Here is an 18,243-nt window from a genome sequence, read left to right as displayed (position 1 = left end):
TGGCTCTACAAAGTCAGGCAACACCCACATCGGATATCCCATGCAAGTCAAGAACCCCATCCTCGGCCTCTGCCAGAAAGCCAAATTCGCCCTCAGCGCAGCCAAGGTCGAACAATGCCCGGACGACCAGGGCTACGAGGTGGCTTTTGCCGGCCGTTCCAACGCCGGCAAATCCAGCGCCCTCAATACCCTGACTCATGCCAGCCTGGCGCGTACCTCGAAAACTCCCGGACGCACCCAGCTGTTGAATTTCTTCAGTCTGGACGATGAACGGCGTTTGGTCGACCTGCCGGGCTATGGTTATGCAAAAGTCCCGATTCCGCTCAAGCAGCACTGGCAGAAACACCTGGAAGCCTACCTGGGCAGCCGTGAGTGCCTGCGTGGCGTGATCCTGATGATGGACGTGCGTCACCCGATGACCGACTTCGACAAGATGATGCTCGACTGGGCCAAGGCCAGCAGCATGCCGATGCACATCCTGCTGACCAAGGCCGACAAGCTGACCCACGGCGCGGGCAAGAACACACTGCTGAAAGTACAGTCGGAAATCCGCAAGGGCTGGGGGGATGGCGTGACCATCCAGCTGTTCTCGGCACCCAAGCGCCTGGGCGTGGAAGACGCCTACCGAGTGCTGGCAGACTGGATGGAACTGGAAGACAAGCCGGTCATTTAATGCTTTGCGCCTGACCCGTAGGAGCGGGTTTGCCCGCAAAAGGGCCGGGCCTGCTCTCCACCCGCCGTTCACCGTTGCCGCCACTACTGTATTCGCGGGTAAACCCGCTCCTACACCTGATCGGGGTTGGACACGCTTTGGTGATTGGGCGCAGGCCCTTGTAGGCGCGGGTTTACCCGCGAATGCAGCGGTGAATTCGACATCGCATTCGCGGGTAAACCCGCGCCTACGGAGGCTCAGTACAAGCCATCCGGCAAATTCCGGGCAAAAAAAACCCCGGACTTCGTATGGGGAGGGGGAAGTTCGGGGTCCAAGTCCGGACCGCTAGGGCGGGGTCCAGATATCTGCCAACACTTAACACAACATAGGAGCATCGAAGGGCTTCACCAGCCATTCAGTTACTCTGAGTTCCGCTTCACCGGTTTAGTTCCGAAGCCCACAAAACTATTTGCGATAGTTTCATGAAACTTAAGCACCCACAGCACTGAGCGGTGCTCGGATCCGCGTCACTACGCCGCAGATCCTACACAGTTTTACCTGCTCAATCAGTGAGCTTCGTCCCAATTCGCACCAACGCCTGCTTCGACAAGCAGCGGCACATCCAGCTGCGCGGCCTGGCTCATGTGCTGGCGAATTTCATCCTTCACCTGCTCCACCAGGTCCTCGCGTACCTCAAGCACCAGTTCGTCGTGCACCTGAAGGATCACCCGGGCATCCAGCCCGCTCTCGCTCAACCAGTTATCTACCTTGACCATGGCCCGCTTGATGATGTCGGCCGCAGTACCCTGCATCGGGGCGTTGATCGCCGTGCGCTCGGCGCCCTTGCGCAGGGCAGGGTTCTTGGCATTGATGTCTGGCAAGTACAGCCGGCGGCCAAACAGGGTTTCGACAAAGCCTTGCTCGGCCGCCTGGGCGCGGGTGCGCTCCATATAGGCCAGCACGCCTGGGTAGCGGGCAAAATAGCGATCGATGTAGTCCTGTGACTGCTTGCGGTCGACGCCGATCTGCTTGGCCAGGCCAAAGGCGCTCATGCCGTAGATCAGGCCGAAGTTGATGGCCTTGGCGCTGCGGCGCTGGTCGGTGGTCACGTCTTCCAGAGCCACACCGAACACTTCGGCTGCCGTGGCGCGGTGCACGTCCAGGTCATTGCGGAAGGCATGCAGCAAGCCTTCGTCCTTGGCCAGGTGGGCCATGATGCGCAGCTCGATCTGTGAATAGTCCGCCGCCAGAAGCTTGTAGCCCGGACTGGCGATGAACGCCTGGCGAATACGCCGCCCTTCAGCGGTGCGGATCGGAATGTTCTGCAGGTTCGGGTCGCTCGACGACAACCGGCCGGTGGCCGCCACCGCCTGCTGGTAGGACGTGTGGATGCGCCCGGTGCGCGGGTTGATCTGCCCCGGTAACTTGTCGGTGTAGGTGCTCTTGAGCTTACTCAGGCTGCGGTACTGCATCAGCACCTCTGGCAGCGGGTAGCCTTGTTCGGCCAGTTCGTCGAGCACTGCTTCGGCGGTGGATGGCTGGCCCTTGGCGGTCTTGCTCAGCACCGGCATGCCCAGCTTGTCGTAAAGAATCGTGCCCAGCTGCTTGGGCGAGCCGAGGTTGAACGTCTCACCGGCGAGCTCGTAGGCACGCAGCTCCAGCTCAGCCATCTTCACGCCCAGCTCACCGCTCTGTACCTTCAACAGCTCGGCATCGACCAGCGCACCCTGGCGCTCGATCCTGGCCAGCACCGGCACCAGCGGCATCTCGATATCCGTCAGCACCGGTTGCACGCTCGGCGTCTGTGCCAGGCGGGCCTGCAATGCATGGTGCAGGCGCAGCGTGATGTCGGCGTCTTCGGCGGCGTACGGGCCGGCCTTGTCCAGGGTGATCTGGTTGAAGGTAAGCTGCTTGGCACCCTTGCCGGCGATGTCCTCGAAGGCGATCGTGGTGTGGTCGAGGTACTTCTGCGCCAGGCTGTCCATGTCATGACGGGTGGCCGTGGAGTTCAGCACGTACGACTCGAGCATGGTGTCATAGGCCACGCCGCGCATCTCGATGGCGGGGGAGCCATTGGCGAGGATGTTGATGTCGTACTTGGCGTTCTGCCCGACCTTGGCCTTGGCCGGGTCCTCCAGCAAGGGCTTCAGCGCCAACAGCACGGCCTCGCGATCCAGCTGGACCGGCGCGCCTTCATAATCGTGGGCCAGCGGCACATAGGCCGCTTCGTGCGGCTCGACAGCGAAGGACAGGCCGACCAACTGCGCCTGCTGGGCGTCCAGGCCGGTGGTCTCGGTGTCGAAGGCGAACAGCGGTGCCTGGCGCAGCTTCTCCAGCCAGGCGTCGAAACGGGCCTGGTCGAGGATGGTTTCGTATTTGGGCTCGACCTTGGCCGCAGGCTCCACGGCCGGGGCAACATCATCACCGGCCTTGGCGGCATCGCGCTGCACTTCGGCGACCCAGCTCTTGAACTCCATCTCGGTGTACAACGCCAGCAACGCCTCGCGGTCAGGTTCACCGCACACCAGCGCCTCGACCTCGACATCCAGCGGCACGTCAACCTTGATGGTGGCCAGCTCGTAGGACAGGAATGCCGCGTCGCGGTGCTCCTCCAGCTTGGCCGGCAAGGTCTTGGCGCCGCGAATGGCCAGCGTTGGTACCTTGTCCAGGTTGGCGTAAAGGTCGCTGAGACCGCCGCCGATGCCGGTCAGCAGCCCCACCGCCGTTTTTTCGCCCACGCCCGGCACGCCCGGGATGTTGTCGACCTTGTCACCCATCAGGGCCAGGAAGTCGATGATGTGTTCCGGGCCGACGCCGAACTTCTCGTGCACGCCAGCCACGTCCAGCACGCTTCCGGTCATGGTGTTGACCAAGGTAATGTGCCCGTCCACCAGCTGCGCCATGTCCTTGTCACCGGTCGAGATGATCACCGGGCGACCCAGGGCGGCGCTGCTGCGCGCCAAGGTGCCGATCACGTCGTCAGCCTCGACACCCTCCACGCACAGCAGCGGGTAGCCCAGCGCCTTGACGCTGGCGTGCAGCGGCTCGATCTGTACCCGCAGGTCATCCGGCATGCTGGGGCGGTTGGCCTTGTACTCAGCGAACATGGCATCGCGGAAAGTGCCGCCCTTGGCGTCGAACACCACGGCGAACAGGCTGTCGGGATATTGCTTGCGCAGGCTCTTGAGCATGTTCAGCACACCCTTCACCGCACCGGTCGGCATGCCCTTGGACGTGGTCAGCGGTGGCAGCGCGTGGAAGGCGCGATAAAGGTAGGAGGAACCGTCCACCAGGACGAGGGGCGCTTGGCTCATGAGCAGAATCAACCTTTTCGACGGGTCCGGCGCTAGAATAGCCAGAATCATTGACGACAAAGGGACTAGGTTATCATGCGCACACTCAATCGCCTGTTACTGCTCGGCCTGTTGGCAACCACGCCTGTCGTCACCCTGGCGGCGGACGACGCCCCCTCGGCCGATCCCGAGGTGACCATTCGCACGGAAGGCGATAAAACCATCCAGGAATACCGGCAAAACGGCTTCCTGTATGCGATCAAGATCACGCCGAAAAACGGCAAGCCTTACTTCCTGGTACGCGCTGATGGCACTGATGCCAATTTCATTCGATCCGACCAGCCGGACATGCTGATTCCGTCCTGGAAGATCTTCGAGTGGTAAGCTGACGCGCACCGTTCACATCAACCCGGCACTTCCCGGCGGAAGTGCCCGTATGGGCATTTTTTCATCATGTCAGTCTTCACCCCCGTGACCCGGCCTGAGCTGGAAACCTTTCTGGCGCCGTACGAGCTGGGCCGTCTGCTCGACTTCCAGGGCATTGCCGCCGGTACCGAGAACAGCAATTTCTTCGTCAGCCTCGAACAGGGGGAGTTCGTCCTGACGCTGATCGAGCGTGGGCCCAGCGAGGACATGCCGTTCTTCATCGAGCTGCTCGATACCCTGCACGGTGCCGACATGCCGGTGCCCTATGCCATTCGTGATCGCGACGGCAACGGCCTGCGCGAGCTGTGCGGCAAGCCGGCATTGCTGCAGCCCAGGCTGTCGGGCAAACACATCAAGGCACCCAACAACCAGCACTGCGCCCAGGTCGGCGAGCTACTGGCACACATTCACCTGGCCACCCGAGAGCACATCATCGAGCGCCGCACCGACCGCGGCCTGGACTGGATGCTGGCCTCGGGTGCCGAGCTACTGCCACGCCTGACTGCGGAGCAAGCCGCATTGCTGCAGCCGGCGCTGGACGAAATCAGCGCACATAAGGCGCAGATCCTGGCCTTGCCGCGGGCCAACCTGCATGCCGACCTGTTCCGCGACAACGTGATGTTCGAAGGCACCCACCTGACCGGTGTGATCGACTTCTACAATGCCTGCTCCGGGCCGATGCTGTATGACATTGCCATCACCGTGAACGACTGGTGCCTGGATGAGCAGGGAGCGGTGGATGTACCACGCGCCCAGGCACTGCTGGCAGCCTATGCGGCGCTGCGGCCGTTCACTGCAGCCGAAGCCGAGCTGTGGCCGGAAATGTTGAGGGTAGGCTGCGTACGTTTCTGGCTGTCGCGCCTGATTGCCGCCGAATCGTTTGCCGGGATGGATGTGATGATCCACGATCCGAGCGAGTTTGAAGTACGTCTGGCGCAGCGCCAGCAGGTGGCTTTGCACCTGCCGTTCGCGCTGTAGACCGCGTCTGCTTCTTCGCGGGTGAACCCGCTCCCACAGGGATAGCGACGGCCTTGAGGCCTGCGCAGTACCTGTGGGCACGGATTCACCCGCGAAGGGGCCGGTACAGGCTTACAGCTGTTCCAGGCAGCCTGCCAGGTCACCGCCCAGCTTCTCCAGCAAGCGCTCATACCCTTTGCCATCCACCGGATCGGTGCCACCCAAGGCATCCAGCTCGGCCAGGCGCACCGGCAACCCGGCAGTCAGCGTCTCGGCCAATCGCGGCCGCAGTGGCGGCTCGCTGAACACGCAGGTCTTGCCCACTTCCTGAAGACGCTTGCGCATGGCCGCCACATGTTGCGCCCCAGGCTGCACCTCGGATGCCACGCTGAACACGCCCGCGTGCTTCAAGCCATATTCAGCTTCAAAATAGTCGAAGGCTTCGTGGAAGACGAAGTACGGCTTGCCGGCAATACCGGCCACGCGCGCCTTGATACGCCCATCCAACGCATCCAGGCGTTCATCGAAGGCCTTCAGGTTGCTCTGATAGCGAGCCGCATTGGCCGGGTCGACCTGGGCCAGGTCAGCTGCCATTTTTGCCGCGATTACTCGCGCATTGACCGACGATAGCCACAAATGCGCATCCAGGCTGCCTGGGCGGTGATCGTGGTCATGATCGTCATGGTCTGCTTCCTCATGGGAGTGGCTGTCCTCGCCAAAGTGGCGCAGCTTCATGCCCGGCAGCGACTGCACAGCCACTGTGGCCTTGCTGCGGCTTCCCAGCACACGCGGAAGGAAGTTCTCCATGTCAGGGCCGATCCAGTAAAGCAGGTCGGCATCGCCTACCCGCCGCACGTCCGAGGGGCGCAGCGCATAGTGGTGGGGTGAAGCGCCGGGCGGCAGCAGCACGTCAGGGCTGCCAACACCCTCCTGCACGGCAGCGGCAATCTGCTGCAGGGGCTTGATACTGGTGAGCACACGCACGTCGGCCTGCGCGGATAATGCGATGAAAGCGACAAACAGAGCCAGGAATCGGGACACGGTGGATACTCGAATCTTCAGAAACAGGTAACATAATAACGTCTCTGTCCAGAACCGTCGCTGCCCATGTCCATCACACCGCTGGCCAACCGTCCTCACGACCACTCCCATTGCGTACACAGCGCACTGGCTGAAGCCGACGCCTTGTGCACCCGCCAGGGCCTGCGCCTGACAGCCCTGCGCCGCCGTGTGCTGGAGCTGGTGTGGCAGAGCCACAAGCCACTGGGCGCCTACGACATCCTCGCTGTGCTCAGTGAGCAGGACGGCCGCCGCGCCGCGCCGCCCACGGTGTACCGTGCGCTGGACTTCCTGCTGGAAAACGGCCTGGTACATCGCATCGCATCGCTCAACGCCTTCATCGGCTGCAGCCACCCCGAGCACGTGCACCAAGGCCAGTTCCTGATCTGTCGGGCCTGCCATGTGGCCATCGAGCTCGAGCAGAGCAGCATCAGCGAGGCCATCATCAACAGCGCCAAAGGCGTGAGTTTCACGGTCGAGACCCAGACCGTGGAAGTGGTCGGCCTGTGCGGTAACTGCCGGAGCGCGGCATGAGCGACGCCCTGATTCGCCTGGAGCAGGTCGGCGTCACCTTTGGCGGTGAGGCGGTGCTCGACAGCATCGACCTGTCGGTCGCCCCAGGCCAGATCGTCACCCTGATTGGCCCTAACGGGGCGGGCAAGACGACCCTGGTGCGCGCCGTACTTGGCCTGCTCAAGCCACATCGCGGCAAGGTATGGCGCAAACCCAAGCTGCGCATTGGCTACATGCCGCAGAAAATTCAGGTTGATGCCACGCTGCCGCTGTCGGTGCTGCGCTTCTTGCGCCTGGTGCCCGGCGTAGACCGCGCGGCAGCCTTGTCGGCGCTGCAGGAAGTGGGCGCCGAGCAAGTCATCGACAGCCCGATCCAGACTATTTCCGGCGGCGAAATGCAACGCGTGCTGCTGGCCCGCGCCTTGCTGCGCGAACCCCAGTTGCTGGTGCTCGACGAACCGGTACAAGGTGTGGACGTGGTCGGCCAGACCGAGCTTTACAACCTCATCACCCGCCTGCGCGACCGCCACGGCTGCGGCGTACTGATGGTGTCCCACGACCTGCACCTGGTCATGAGCGCTACCGACCAGGTGGTGTGCCTGAACCGCCACGTGTGCTGCTCGGGTCACCCTGAGCAAGTCAGCGGTGATCCGGCGTTCGTCGAGCTGTTCGGCAAGACCGCACCGAGCCTGGCCATCTACCACCACCATCACGACCACAGCCACGACCTGCATGGCTCGGTGGTCGCCCCTGGCACCCATGTTCACGGAGAGCACTGCAAGCATGGCTGATTTTCTTCTCTACGCCTTGCTTGCCGGCTTGTCCCTGGCACTGGTTGCAGGCCCACTGGGCTCCTTCGTGGTATGGCGGCGCATGGCCTATTTTGGCGACACCCTGTCTCACGCCGCGCTGCTCGGTGTGGCCCTGGGCTTTGCCCTGGATGTCAGCCCGGCGCTGGCGGTAACCGTGGGCTGCCTGTTGCTGGCGATTCTGCTGGTGACATTGCAGCAACGCCAGCCGCTGGCCTCCGACACCCTCCTGGGTATCCTGGCCCCCAGCACCTTGTCGCTGGGCCTGGTGGTGCTGAGCTTCATGCACGATGTGCGCATTGACCTGATGGCTTACCTGTTCGGCGATCTGCTGGCCATCAGCACCACCGACCTGGCCTGGATCCTCGGCGGCAGTGCACTGGTTCTGCTGCTGCTCGCTGTGCTGTGGCGGCCGCTGCTGGCGGTTACCGTGCACGAAGAACTGGCCATGGTAGAAGGCCTGCCCGTGGCCGGCTTGCGCATGGCGCTGATGCTGCTGATCGCGGTGGTGATTGCGGTTGCCATGAAAATCGTTGGCGTGTTGCTGATTACCTCACTGCTGATCATTCCTGCCGCTGCGGCACAGCGTCACGCCCGCTCACCAGAGCAGATGGCCCTGGGTGCCAGCCTGCTGGGTGTCACCGCAGTCTGCGGCGGCCTGGCCATGTCCTGGTTCAAGGACACCCCCGCCGGGCCCTCGATCGTGGTCTGCGCCGCGGTGCTATTCTTGCTGAGCCTGGCTCTGCCAAAACGCTGAAAAGCAAGGCGTGTGCAGGCACGCCTTGCAACCTTCGGCCCGTAAAGGGTCTGTAAGGCCTATTTTCGAGCGTGCGCACCTGGGTGTAGACTTGCTCGCTTTTTGCGCAAATAGAGAGTCGCAGGAATGAAGCCGTTCGCCTCCCGTTATCTGCTTGTTGCCGCGTTTTCCCTGATCCTGGCTGCCTGTTCCAATGCGCCGGTCGAACAGGCCACCGCACCTGCTCAAGCAGATGCCTGGCAGCAGTTGCAACAGAACATCGCCAGCAACGAGCTGGCTACCGCCGAAGACCAGCTTGCTGCACTGCAGGCCCAGTCGCCGGATGATGCACGCCTGGAGCAATACCAGCGCCAACTGGCCGAAGCTTACCTGCAACGTAGCCAGATCGTTCTGCAGAAGGGCGATGTAAACGCGGCAGCTACCGCGCTGGCCCGTGCCCGGGCACTGATGCCGCAGGCGCCAGCGGTGACCGGCGGGGATGCCGTGACCCAGGCCCGCAAGGCCGAACTGGAAAAGGCTGAAGCTGCGCTGAAAGCCGCCGAAGCCAAGCCCAAGGCACGCATCATCGACCCGACAGCGCCCAGTACCGTGGTGGCCTTGAAGACCACTGACAGCCGCGCGCTGCGCCGCCAACTGGACGACATTGCCGCCGATGTGGTGAGTTACCAGTGTGAAGTGGTATTCCAGGTACCGCGCACCGAGGATGCACCTTGGCTGAAGACCTTGCTGGAAAAGCGCGTGCGCAAGATTGACAGTGGGTTTGAGCTGAAGCAGAAGCATCAGATCCAGCGCTCGCTGCCGGCACAGGTGGTGCTGGTCCCGCATCAGCAGTAAACGCTTCGCGGGTAAACCCGCTCCTCTATCAGGAGCGGGTTTACCCGCGACAAGGCCTTATCAGGCAGGAACAGCTTCAGCTGCCGCCTCCCGCTCCCACACCCGGTGGCTTTCAACCGCTTTGACAAAGGCATCCACTGCCTTCTGCTCATCCCCGAGCAGCAGCCCCTTGTCCTCCTTGAGCCCCAACGCTTTCGCCAATTCCTTGGTCAGCACCAGCGCCTTCAGGTGCTTGTAGCCCTCCAGCACGAAGTGCTTGGCCAATCCGCTAGCCGCCAGCGCATCCGTAGAGGCCTTGCCCGCAGGCACGACAATCCCGTCGAACATGATCGAAGGCATCCCCTCCATCGACGCCGCTACCGGCAGTTGTTTGCCATCCGCCGCCTTCACCGGCGCCGAGGTCGGCCCCAGCAGCATCGGCCGGGCACTGTGCGCTTCCAGGGCCTTGACCAGTTTGTCCACGCTGGCAGCGTCCACGCCATCTGCCACCAGCACAGCAATCTTGCGCCCCTTGATACCCACCGAACCTGGGTGGTTCATCTGGCTCAACGCAGGCGATTGCGTCAGCTGGCTACCCTTCACCTTCACCGTACCCGCTTTCGGCGCAGGAAGGCCAAGGTTGGCCGCAACCGCCGCCGCCAGCTTCAGGTCGATGTTGGCGAGAATTTCATTCACTTCCCGGGCGCGGATATGTTCACGCTCCACTTTGCCCAACTCGAAGCTGTAAGCCTTGATGATGTGCTGTTGCTCGGTCGGGCTCATGCTCTGGAAGAACAGCCGAGCCTGCGAGAAGTGATCGCCGAACGACTCACTGCGCTGGCGAATCTTGTGCGCATCGATACGCTCCTGATAGCTCTCGAAGCCGCCGTCCTGCGCCGCAGGCGGGGTTTCCTTCGGCCAGCCGCCATCAATCGAGTTGGGCTCGTAGGAAGCCCGGCCCTTGTGCACGACGTGCTGGTGCAGGGCATCACGCTGGTTGTTGTGGTTCGGCGCTACCGGCCGGTTGATCGGGATCTGGTGGAAGTTCGGCCCACCCAGGCGGCTGATCTGGGTATCGGTGTACGAGAACAGCCGGCCCTGCAGCAGCGGGTCGTTGGTAAAGTCGATACCTGGCACGATATGGCCTGGGCAGAACGCCACCTGTTCGACCTCGGCAAAGAAATTGTCCGGGTTGCGGTTGAGCACCATCTTGCCCAGCGGCGTGACGGGTACCAGTTCCTCCGGGATGATCTTGGTCGGGTCCAACAGGTCGAAGTCGAATTTGTGCTCGTCAGCCTCAGGCACAATTTGCACGCCCAGTTCCCATTCCGGGTAGTCACCGGTTTCGATGGCTTCCCATAGGTCACGGCGCTGGAAGTCGGTGTCCTTGCCCGCCAGCTTCTGGGCTTCGTCCCACAGCAGGGAATGCACGCCCTGGCGTGGTTTCCAATGAAACTTGACGAAGCTGGCCACGCCCTTGGCATTGATCAGACGGAAAGTATGCACGCCAAAGCCTTCCATCATTCGAAGGCTGCGCGGGATGGCGCGGTCAGACATGGCCCACATGACCATATGGGCCGACTCCGGCACCAGCGAGACGAAATCCCAAAAGGTGTCGTGAGCCGAACCGCCGGTCGGTATCTCGTTGTGGGGCTCTGGCTTCACCGCGTGGACAAAATCGGGGAACTTGATGGCATCCTGGATGAAAAACACCGGCATGTTGTTGCCGACCAAGTCGAAATTGCCTTCATCTGTATAGAACTTGACGGCAAAGCCCCGTACATCTCGCACCGTGTCACCAGACCCGCGTGGGCCCTGAACCGTCGAGAAGCGGACAAAAACCGGGGTGATCTTTTCCGGATCTTGCAGGAAGCCGGCCTTGGTCAGCTCAGCGTGGTTGCCGTAGCTCTGGAAGAACCCGTGTGCCCCGGTACCGCGTGCGTGCACGATGCGCTCGGGGATACGCTCATGGTCGAAGTGGGTGATTTTCTCGCGCATGATGAAGTCTTCAAGCAGCGAAGGTCCGCGATCACCCGCCTTGAGGGAGTTCTGGTTGTCAGCAATGCGCACGCCTTGGTTGGTTCGCAGCGCATGCCCGGTCGCATCGCTACGGTCGGCCTCCAGGCTCTGCAGCTTGGCATTGGTGTTGGCCCTGTCGGGGGTCTGGGTACCGGCGGCCTCGCTGTGCTTGGGCGCATCCGTTTTCTTGCTGGGCATGATCGGCTCTCCTCATCAGTCTTAAGGCGTGCCCGTTCAGGGCTTGTGCAAGTAGTGACTGGAGGGCGTTGCCGAGCGTTCAATCAGGATTACCGGTTGTCGCGATATGCCCGATGGATTGGTGCATGACGAAATAAATGCTAAGAACAGCTATGGGAAAAGGCTAAAATGCGCGACCCCAGCTAACCGCTGACCCAAATTTCAATGCGCCCCACAAGGTTCGCTACGTGATCGAGTTCCAACAGGTACATAAAACCTACCGCGTTGCCGGTAGGGAAATCCCCGCACTGAATCCGACCAGCCTGACCATCGAAGATGGCCAGGTGTTCGGCCTGATCGGCCATTCCGGCGCTGGCAAAAGCACCATGCTGCGCCTGATCAACCGCCTGGAGGAGCCCTCCGGCGGCACGATCATCGTCGACGGCGAAGATGTCACCGCGTTCAACGCCAGCCAGTTGCGCGGCTTCCGCCAGCAAGTCGGGATGATTTTCCAGCACTTCAACCTGCTGGCTTCCAAGACCGTCGCCGACAACGTCGCCCTGCCACTGGCCCTGGCCGGTGAGCTGTCGCGCAGCGAAATCGACAAGCGTGTCACCGAGCTACTGGCTCGCGTTGGCCTGTCGGACCACGCCAAGAAGTACCCGGCGCAGCTGTCCGGCGGCCAGAAGCAGCGCGTCGGCATCGCCCGCGCCCTGTCCACCAACCCAAAGATTCTGCTATGCGACGAGGCCACCAGTGCCCTCGACCCGCAAACCACGGCCTCGGTCCTGCAACTGCTGGCCGAGATCAACCGTGAACTGAAGCTGACCATCGTGCTGATTACCCACGAGATGGACGTGATCCGCCGTGTCTGCGACCGCGTGGCCGTGATGGACGCCGGTCAGATCGTCGAGCAAGGCTCGGTGGCCGAGGTGTTTCTGCACCCGCAGCACCCCACCACCAAGCGCTTCGTCCAGGAAGACGAGCAGGTCGACGAAGGCGAGCAGCGCGACGACTTTGCCCACGTGCCAGGCCGCATCGTACGCCTGACCTTCCAGGGCGACGCCACCTACGCGCCGCTGCTGGGCACCGTGGCCCGCGAAACCGGTGTCGACTACAGCATCCTCGCCGGGCGTATCGACCGCATCAAGGATGTCCCCTATGGCCAGCTCACTCTCGCCCTGATCGGCGGAGACATGGAAGCGGCGTTCGCCCGCTTCAAGGCAGCTGACGTACATATGGAGGTACTGCGTTGATGGACGCCCTGAATTTCTTTGCCAACGTCGACTGGGCCGAAATCTGGCTGGCCACCGTCGATACCATGATCATGCTGTTCGGCTCGCTGTTCTTCACCGTGCTGCTGGGCCTGCCACTGGGCGTGTTGCTGTTCCTCTGCGGGCCAAAGCAGATGTTCGAACAGAAAGGCGTCTATGCGCTGCTGTCGCTGGTGGTCAACATCCTGCGCTCGCTGCCATTCATCATTTTGCTGATCGTGATGATCCCGTTCACCGTGCTGATCACCGGTACCTCGCTGGGCGTTGCAGGCGCCATCCCGCCGCTGGTAGTGGGTGCCACGCCGTTCTTTGCACGCCTGGTTGAAACCGCCTTGCGTGAAGTGGACCGCGGCATCATCGAAGCCACCCAGTCGATGGGCGCCACCACCCGCCAGATCATCACCAGTGCGCTGCTGCCGGAAGCCCGTCCGGGCATCTTCGCGGCCATTACCGTAACCGCCATCACCCTGGTTTCTTACACCGCCATGGCCGGTGTGGTGGGTGCCGGTGGCCTTGGTGACCTGGCTATCCGCTTCGGTTACCAGCGTTTCCAGACCGATGTGATGGTAGTGACTGTGGTACTGCTGCTGATACTGGTTCAAGTACTGCAGAGCGTGGGCGACAAACTGGTCGTGCATTTTTCCCGTAAATAACCCCAATGGGGTCGGCCAGGCCGACCCGTTCGGGGGCCGTCGCGGCCCTCACAAGGAGTGATCAATGAAGAAGCTGCTTGCTGTCGCTGCCGCTGTCGCGGCCTTCTCGGCCCAGGCCGATACCCTTACCGTCGCCGCCACCCCGGTGCCGCACGCCGAGATCCTCAACTTCGTCAAACCACAACTGGCGAAAGAAGGCGTAGAGCTGAAGGTCAAGGAATTCACCGACTACATCCAGCCGAACGTGCAGGTGGCCGAAAAGCGCCTGGACGCCAACTTCTTCCAGCACCAGCCTTACCTGGATGAGTTCAACAAGGCCAAGGGTACCCAGCTGGTGAGCGTGGCAGGCGTGCACATCGAGCCACTGGGCGTGTATTCGTCCAAGATCAAGAAGCTGGACGAGCTGTCCTCCGGCGCCACCGTGGTCATCCCCAACGACGCCACCAACGGCGGCCGCGCCTTGCTGCTGCTGGACAAGGCTGGCGTAATCAAGCTCAAGGACAACAAGAACATCCTGTCGACCGTGAAGGATGTTGCCGAGAACCCGAAAAACGTGAAGTTCCGTGAGCTGGAAGCCGCCACCATCCCGCGTGTGCTGACCCAGGTAGATGCCGCCCTGATCAACACCAACTACGCGCTGGAAGCCAAGCTGAACCCGGAAAAAGACGCGCTGGCCATCGAGGGCAGCGACTCGCCTTACGTGAACATCCTGGTTGCCCGCCCGGACAACAAGGACTCGGACGACATGAAGAAACTGGCGGCTGCACTGCACTCGCCTGAGGTGAAGCAGTTCATCATCGAGAAGTACAAAGGCGCTGTGGTTCCGGCGTTCTGAGCCAACATCCCCGGGGCCGCTTTGCGGCCCTTTCGCGACGCAAGGCCGCTCCCACAAAGTAAGGCGTACGCCGATCCGTGGCCTTGTGTCGCGAAAGGCCTGCGCAGCAGGCCCAGCACTCTCAATCCCGCTTGACCAGCCCCGGCAACTGCGCCCCCAGCTTCTGGTTGTTGAACGGCGCCCGAATGAACCCACGCTGTCGCCCATCCGGCCCGACAATCGCCAGGTTACCGCTGTGATCCACGGTATACCCCGGCTTGCTGGTATCCGCCGGAATGAACGGAATGCTCAAGGCATTGGCCAGCTTCTGGGTATCCTCGATCGACCCCGCCACGCCGACAAAGTCCTTGTCGAAATAGCCCAGATACTGCTTCAGCTGGTTCGGCGTGTCGCGGTGAGGGTCCACGCTCACCAACACCACCTGCAGCCGGTCGACGGCATCCTTGGGCAGCTCGCTCTTCACCTGGCGCAACTGGGCCAGGGTGGTCGGGCAGATGTCCGGGCAGTAGGTGTAGCCAAAGAACAGCAGCGACCATTTGCCCTTGAGGTCATCCATCTGCACCGGCTGGCCGTCCTGATTGGTCATGGTGACATCAGCCACGGCACGGCTCTGCGGCAGCAGGATGATGCCCGCATCAATCAGCTCGGCAGGGTTGGGCTGGTCACGACCATTAAGCACCTTGTTGACGGTCAGGCCCAGGATCAACGCGACCAGGGCAACGAGGATGAAGACGGTTTTCTGGGTTCGGGTCATAGGCTCAGCAACAGGTAGTGGTCAAGGAGCAACGCGATGAACAGCGCGAACAGGTAGCCGATAGAGTACTTGAAGGTGCCGATCGCCGCGTGCGGCCGGCTGCTACGGTACAACACCCAGGCCCAATGCAGGAAGCGCAGGCCCAAGCCCAGGGCACAGGCCAGGTACAGCGGGCCACTCATGTGGATGGCATACGGGAGCAGGCTCACCGCCAGCAGGATCAGGGTGTACAGCAGGATATGCAGTTTGGTGTAGCGCTCGCCGTGGGTCACCGGCAACATCGGGATATCGGCCTTGGCGTATTCCTCCTTGCGGTGGATGGCCAGCGCCCAGAAATGCGGCGGGGTCCAGGCGAAAATGATCAGCACAAGCAGCAAGGGTTCGGCGCTGACATGGCCGCTTACCGCCACCCAGCCGAGCAACGGCGGAGCGGCACCGGCCAGGCCACCGATGACGATGTTCTGTGGCGTGGCGCGCTTGAGAAAGCCGGTGTAGAGCACCGCATAACCGAGTAATGAGGCCAGGGTCAGCCAGGCGGTGAGGGCGTTGGTGAACACCAGCAGCAGGACCATGCCCAGCAGCGCCAGGGCCAAAGCGAACAACAGCGCCGGCAGGGGCTCGACTCGGCCTTGGGCCAAAGGCCGTTTGTGGGTGCGTGCCATCAGCGCATCGATGCGCCGATCCACCACATGATTGACCACCGCTGCACCACCCGCGCACAGGCCGATGCCCAGGTTGCCGAACAACAGCACGCTCCAGCTGACGCCCGCCCGGGTGGCCAGGAACATGCCCGCCAGCGAAGTGATCAGCATCAGCACCACCACCTTGGGCTTGGTCAGCTCAAGGTAATCGCGCCAGCGGGCCCGTCGTACGCTTAGAAGCGTCGCCACGAGTCGTTCCTCATGTGATGGGAAATGCCCACCCCGACCACCGGCCGCAGACGCCAACCATGGCCGACACCCATACGAACCTTGTCGACCACTCGAATGCGGTAGTTCACCAGCACCATGCTCAGCAGCAGCATCGCCCCGCCGGCATTGTGCGCAACAGCCACCGCCAGCGGCAGGTGGAACACCACGTTGCTGATGCCCAGGCCCACTTGCAAGGCCAGCGCCAGCAGCACCAGCCGCGCCAGGCCGGGGAGACCACAGCGGTGCAGCTTCCAGCTGAGCATCAACAGCACACAGGTCACCAGTAGCGCGCCCAACCTGTGGCTGATGTGGATGGCCGTGCGCGCATCACTGTCCAACTGCCCGCCAAGGTAATTGGGGCCGACGTGCTGGGTCAGGTGGAAGCCGTTGCTGAAGTCCGCCGCTGGCCACCACTGGCCATGGCAGGTCGGCAGGTCGATGCAGGCCACGGCTGCGTAGTTGGCGCTGACCCAACCGCCCAGGGCGATCTGGCCGATTACCACCAGCAGCGCCAGCGCAGCGATCCGGCGCAGGCTCAGCGGCAGTTTCGGCAAGGGCGCAAAGGCCCGGGACAGACGCAGAGACAACAGGAACAGCAAGCTCAACGTGGTAAAGCCACCCAGCAAGTGCGCCGTGACCACCTGCGGCCATAGCTTCAGGGTGACCGTCCACATACCGAAGGCTGCCTGGGCCAGCACCACACCCAGTAGCAGCATCGGCAGGCGATAAGGCTGCCCATCGCGGGCATGCCGGCGCATTGCCTCGAACGCAAGCAGGGCGATCACCACGGCCAGGCTACCGGCAAAGTACCGGTGGACCATCTCCGCCCAGCCCTTGGCAGCTTCCACCGGGTGCTCCGGAAAGTGCAGCTCGGCATGGGCCAACTGCGCGTCAGTCTTGGGCACGCTGATAAAGCCATAGCACCCCGGCCAGTCGGGGCAACCGAGGCCTGCGTGGGTCAGGCGGGTATAGGCACCAAGCAGGACGACCAGCAGTGCCAGCAGGGTGGCGAACACAGCAAGGCGAAATCCAGGTCTGGCCATGGCAGGCTCCTAGCCGATGTTGGACAGCTTGAGCAGGTGGCGCAGGTCATCCAGCACATGCTTGCCGTTGACCTTGCCGTCGTAGCGCAGCACCAGGTTGCCGTGCGGGTCGACGATCCACAGCTGCGGGCCGGGCTCGACAACCTTCTGCTGATAACGTTGCGCATCCAGCGGGTAGCGCTGCAACTGCGGGTACTCGCGGCCAAGCAGTGCCTGATAGTCGGCGCTCAGCGGCTGGGCGGCGGCCAGCGCATGGCTGGCGCGGCTGGCATCACGCCCCAGCCCGACCTGAATCTGCCGAGCCAGGTACACCAGGCGCTGACAGTCTTCGGTGCAGGCCTGGGGCGCGCTGACCAGCAACTGCCAGCGCTCGTCCTGGCCCGCCACGCCGAGATCGGCACGGCTTTCCCCATTGCCAATCATGGCGCCATGGTAGCTGCGGCCTTCCGGCACCCAGAATTTGAGCTTGTACATACTGGTGGCCAGAACCATCGGCCCAAGCACCACCAGCAGGATCAGTAACAGCTGCAAACGCCCACGGGCTCTGGGCTTGCTACGTTCAGGCACGTCCAGTGGAGTGGCGGTGGCCATGGCGTTTCTCCTTGTTTTGGTGCCAGCCGAAGTAGAGGTAGAGCAGAACCAGAGCGGTAGCCAGGGCAAACCACTGCACGGCGTAGCCCACGTGTTTTTCGGGGCTCATGGCCACAACCGGCCAGTCCAGGCGATAGCTCGCAGGGCCCGGCTCCAGGCGCAATTCCTGGGCGAAGCCTTCGCGATCAAGCTGTTGCCATAGCAGCGCAGCATCGATAGCGGTCAACAGATGCGGCCATTGCCCACCGATGGGGTCCGGATGCAGCTGGAAGGTGCTACCGGGCGCGACATACACAGAGGCATCCAGCGCCAAGGCCTGGGCAGGGGTTTCGAAGTGCACCGGCACCCGGCGGTCCAGCCATGGCAGCCAGCCACGATTGATCAGCAACCACAGGCCGCTGGCTTGGTCGTGGAAGGGCTGCAGCAGCTCGACACCGGCTTTTCCGTCGCGCATGCGGTTGTCCAGCAGCACGCTGTGCTCGGCGTCGAAGCGGCCATACAGGTGCACACGGCGGAAGGCGTTGTCTTCTTTCGAGAGGAGCTGGGCGGTGGCGATCGGCGCTTCAACCCGCCGTTCCGCATAGGTGGCCAGCAGCACGCGCTTTTCCTCGGCGCGGCCGAGTTGCCAGCAACCAAGCGCAATCAACCCTGGCAGCAGTGCAAGCACCACCAGCGTCGGTACCCAGCCTGGGCGAAACGGCCTCACG

The 18,243-nt window shown here is 62.6% G+C and carries 18 protein-coding genes; 10 read left to right on the top strand and 8 right to left on the bottom strand.

Annotated features, from left to right (window positions below; translation table 11 throughout):
• The first annotated feature begins 40 nt into the window (after positions 1-40).
• Entirely contained in the window at positions 41-673 is a 633-nt protein-coding gene (gene yihA, locus LMH93_RS00715; RefSeq protein ID WP_003252993.1) for a ribosome biogenesis GTP-binding protein YihA/YsxC, read from the top strand.
• A 545-nt stretch (positions 674-1,218) separates the two neighbouring features.
• Here yihA and polA read toward each other — a convergent pair.
• Positions 1,219-3,966: a DNA polymerase I gene (gene polA, locus LMH93_RS00710; protein WP_070095341.1), complete on the bottom strand. Its 2,748-nt coding sequence runs from the start codon at positions 3,964-3,966 to the stop codon at positions 1,219-1,221.
• Between the two features lie 75 nt (positions 3,967-4,041).
• Between polA and LMH93_RS00705 the strand changes: the two genes are divergently transcribed.
• Both LMH93_RS00705 and LMH93_RS00700 read left to right on the top strand, forming a co-directional pair.
• Positions 4,042-4,329, top strand: coding sequence for a DUF2782 domain-containing protein (locus tag LMH93_RS00705; protein WP_003252997.1), 288 nt, complete (start codon positions 4,042-4,044; stop codon positions 4,327-4,329).
• Between the two features lie 69 nt (positions 4,330-4,398).
• Positions 4,399-5,349: a homoserine kinase gene (locus LMH93_RS00700; protein WP_003252998.1), complete on the top strand. Its 951-nt coding sequence runs from the start codon at positions 4,399-4,401 to the stop codon at positions 5,347-5,349.
• A gap of 111 nt (positions 5,350-5,460) precedes the next feature.
• Here LMH93_RS00700 and LMH93_RS00695 read toward each other — a convergent pair whose 3' ends face one another.
• Positions 5,461-6,369, bottom strand: a complete 909-nt coding sequence (locus LMH93_RS00695; RefSeq protein WP_003253000.1) for a zinc ABC transporter substrate-binding protein — start codon at positions 6,367-6,369, stop codon at positions 5,461-5,463.
• Positions 6,370-6,435: 66 nt separating this feature from the next.
• Between LMH93_RS00695 and zur the strand changes: the two genes are divergently transcribed.
• From zur to LMH93_RS00675, 4 genes are all read left to right on the top strand, one after another.
• The gene (zur, locus tag LMH93_RS00690; RefSeq protein WP_004575253.1) at positions 6,436-6,921 is read left to right on the top strand and encodes a zinc uptake transcriptional repressor Zur; all 486 of its coding nucleotides are present in this window, start codon (positions 6,436-6,438) and stop codon (positions 6,919-6,921) included.
• Complete coding sequence (gene znuC / locus LMH93_RS00685) at positions 6,918-7,691, top strand: zinc ABC transporter ATP-binding protein ZnuC (protein ID WP_003253004.1); 774 nt, start codon at positions 6,918-6,920, stop codon at positions 7,689-7,691. Before zur ends, znuC begins: the two co-directional genes overlap by 4 nt.
• Positions 7,684-8,466, top strand: coding sequence for a zinc ABC transporter permease subunit ZnuB (gene znuB, locus LMH93_RS00680; RefSeq protein WP_004575255.1), 783 nt, complete (start codon positions 7,684-7,686; stop codon positions 8,464-8,466). Before znuC ends, znuB begins: the two co-directional genes overlap by 8 nt.
• A gap of 126 nt (positions 8,467-8,592) precedes the next feature.
• A complete protein-coding gene (locus LMH93_RS00675) occupies positions 8,593-9,300 on the top strand; it encodes a PA5502 family lipoprotein (RefSeq protein WP_011953148.1) in 708 nt (235 codons plus the stop codon).
• A 60-nt stretch (positions 9,301-9,360) separates the two neighbouring features.
• On the opposite strand, the gene katE is transcribed toward LMH93_RS00675, so the two are convergent.
• Positions 9,361-11,496 (bottom strand): catalase HPII, encoded by a 2,136-nt coding sequence (katE, locus tag LMH93_RS00670; RefSeq protein WP_003253011.1) that lies wholly within the window; start codon positions 11,494-11,496, stop codon positions 9,361-9,363.
• Positions 11,497-11,723: 227 nt separating this feature from the next.
• Between katE and LMH93_RS00665 the strand changes: the two genes are divergently transcribed.
• The 3 genes from LMH93_RS00665 to LMH93_RS00655 all read left to right on the top strand — a co-directional run bounded on the left by LMH93_RS00665 (position 11,724) and on the right by LMH93_RS00655 (position 14,237).
• Positions 11,724-12,731 carry a methionine ABC transporter ATP-binding protein gene (locus LMH93_RS00665; RefSeq protein ID WP_003253013.1) on the top strand — a complete coding sequence of 336 codons (1,008 nt, stop codon included), beginning with the start codon at positions 11,724-11,726 and terminating at the stop codon, positions 12,729-12,731.
• On the top strand, positions 12,731-13,402 hold the full coding sequence (locus tag LMH93_RS00660) for a methionine ABC transporter permease (RefSeq protein ID WP_003253016.1): 672 nt from the start codon (positions 12,731-12,733) through the stop codon (positions 13,400-13,402). The genes LMH93_RS00665 and LMH93_RS00660 overlap by 1 nt, the downstream gene beginning before the upstream one ends.
• 64 nt (positions 13,403-13,466) lie before the next feature.
• Positions 13,467-14,237, top strand: a complete 771-nt coding sequence (locus LMH93_RS00655) for a MetQ/NlpA family ABC transporter substrate-binding protein (protein ID WP_003253017.1) — start codon at positions 13,467-13,469, stop codon at positions 14,235-14,237.
• 121 nt (positions 14,238-14,358) lie between these two features.
• On the opposite strand, the gene LMH93_RS00650 is transcribed toward LMH93_RS00655, so the two are convergent.
• Genes LMH93_RS00650 through LMH93_RS00630 form a run of 5 tightly spaced genes read right to left on the bottom strand, consistent with a single transcriptional unit; the run spans position 14,359 to position 18,242 of the window.
• Positions 14,359-14,991 carry an SCO family protein gene (locus LMH93_RS00650; protein WP_004575258.1) on the bottom strand — a complete coding sequence of 211 codons (633 nt, stop codon included), beginning with the start codon at positions 14,989-14,991 and terminating at the stop codon, positions 14,359-14,361.
• Positions 14,988-15,881, bottom strand: a complete 894-nt coding sequence (gene cyoE / locus LMH93_RS00645; RefSeq protein ID WP_004575259.1) for a heme o synthase — start codon at positions 15,879-15,881, stop codon at positions 14,988-14,990. Before cyoE ends, LMH93_RS00650 begins: the two co-directional genes overlap by 4 nt.
• Positions 15,866-16,945, bottom strand: coding sequence for a COX15/CtaA family protein (locus tag LMH93_RS00640; RefSeq protein ID WP_004575260.1), 1,080 nt, complete (start codon positions 16,943-16,945; stop codon positions 15,866-15,868). The genes cyoE and LMH93_RS00640 overlap by 16 nt, the downstream gene beginning before the upstream one ends.
• Before the next feature lie 9 nt (positions 16,946-16,954).
• Positions 16,955-17,536 carry a hypothetical protein gene (locus LMH93_RS00635; RefSeq protein WP_003253026.1) on the bottom strand — a complete coding sequence of 194 codons (582 nt, stop codon included), beginning with the start codon at positions 17,534-17,536 and terminating at the stop codon, positions 16,955-16,957.
• Complete coding sequence (locus LMH93_RS00630; RefSeq protein ID WP_098089579.1) at positions 17,505-18,242, bottom strand: SURF1 family protein; 738 nt, start codon at positions 18,240-18,242, stop codon at positions 17,505-17,507. The genes LMH93_RS00635 and LMH93_RS00630 overlap by 32 nt, the downstream gene beginning before the upstream one ends.
• Position 18,243: the final 1 nt, after the last annotated feature.

It is taken from the genome of Pseudomonas sp. CIP-10 (genome assembly GCF_020911845.1).
Classification (GTDB): domain Bacteria; phylum Pseudomonadota; class Gammaproteobacteria; order Pseudomonadales; family Pseudomonadaceae; genus Aquipseudomonas; species Aquipseudomonas alloputida.
Note: the sequence above shows the minus strand (reverse complement) of the source record. Positions and strands in the feature narration are given on the sequence as shown.

Bases quoted from the DNA above. Each gene is read 5' to 3' on its own strand.
- znuC (WP_003253004.1), top strand. From the start codon at position 6,918: ATGAGCGACGCCCTGATTCGCCTGGAGCAGGTCGGCGTCACCTTTGGC.
- LMH93_RS00655 (WP_003253017.1), top strand. From the start codon at position 13,467: ATGAAGAAGCTGCTTGCTGTCGCTGCCGCTGTCGCGGCCTTCTCGGCC.
- zur (WP_004575253.1), top strand. From the start codon at position 6,436: ATGTCCATCACACCGCTGGCCAACCGTCCTCACGACCACTCCCATTGC.
- LMH93_RS00635 (WP_003253026.1), bottom strand. From the start codon at position 17,536: ATGGCCACCGCCACTCCACTGGACGTGCCTGAACGTAGCAAGCCCAGA.
- LMH93_RS00650 (WP_004575258.1), bottom strand. From the start codon at position 14,991: ATGACCCGAACCCAGAAAACCGTCTTCATCCTCGTTGCCCTGGTCGCG.
- LMH93_RS00705 (WP_003252997.1), top strand. From the start codon at position 4,042: ATGCGCACACTCAATCGCCTGTTACTGCTCGGCCTGTTGGCAACCACG.
- znuB (WP_004575255.1), top strand. From the start codon at position 7,684: ATGGCTGATTTTCTTCTCTACGCCTTGCTTGCCGGCTTGTCCCTGGCA.
- LMH93_RS00640 (WP_004575260.1), bottom strand. From the start codon at position 16,945: ATGGCCAGACCTGGATTTCGCCTTGCTGTGTTCGCCACCCTGCTGGCA.
- LMH93_RS00700 (WP_003252998.1), top strand. From the start codon at position 4,399: ATGTCAGTCTTCACCCCCGTGACCCGGCCTGAGCTGGAAACCTTTCTG.
- yihA (WP_003252993.1), top strand. From the start codon at position 41: ATGCAAGTCAAGAACCCCATCCTCGGCCTCTGCCAGAAAGCCAAATTC.
- LMH93_RS00675 (WP_011953148.1), top strand. From the start codon at position 8,593: ATGAAGCCGTTCGCCTCCCGTTATCTGCTTGTTGCCGCGTTTTCCCTG.
- katE (WP_003253011.1), bottom strand. From the start codon at position 11,496: ATGCCCAGCAAGAAAACGGATGCGCCCAAGCACAGCGAGGCCGCCGGT.
- LMH93_RS00660 (WP_003253016.1), top strand. From the start codon at position 12,731: ATGGACGCCCTGAATTTCTTTGCCAACGTCGACTGGGCCGAAATCTGG.
- polA (WP_070095341.1), bottom strand. From the start codon at position 3,966: ATGAGCCAAGCGCCCCTCGTCCTGGTGGACGGTTCCTCCTACCTTTAT.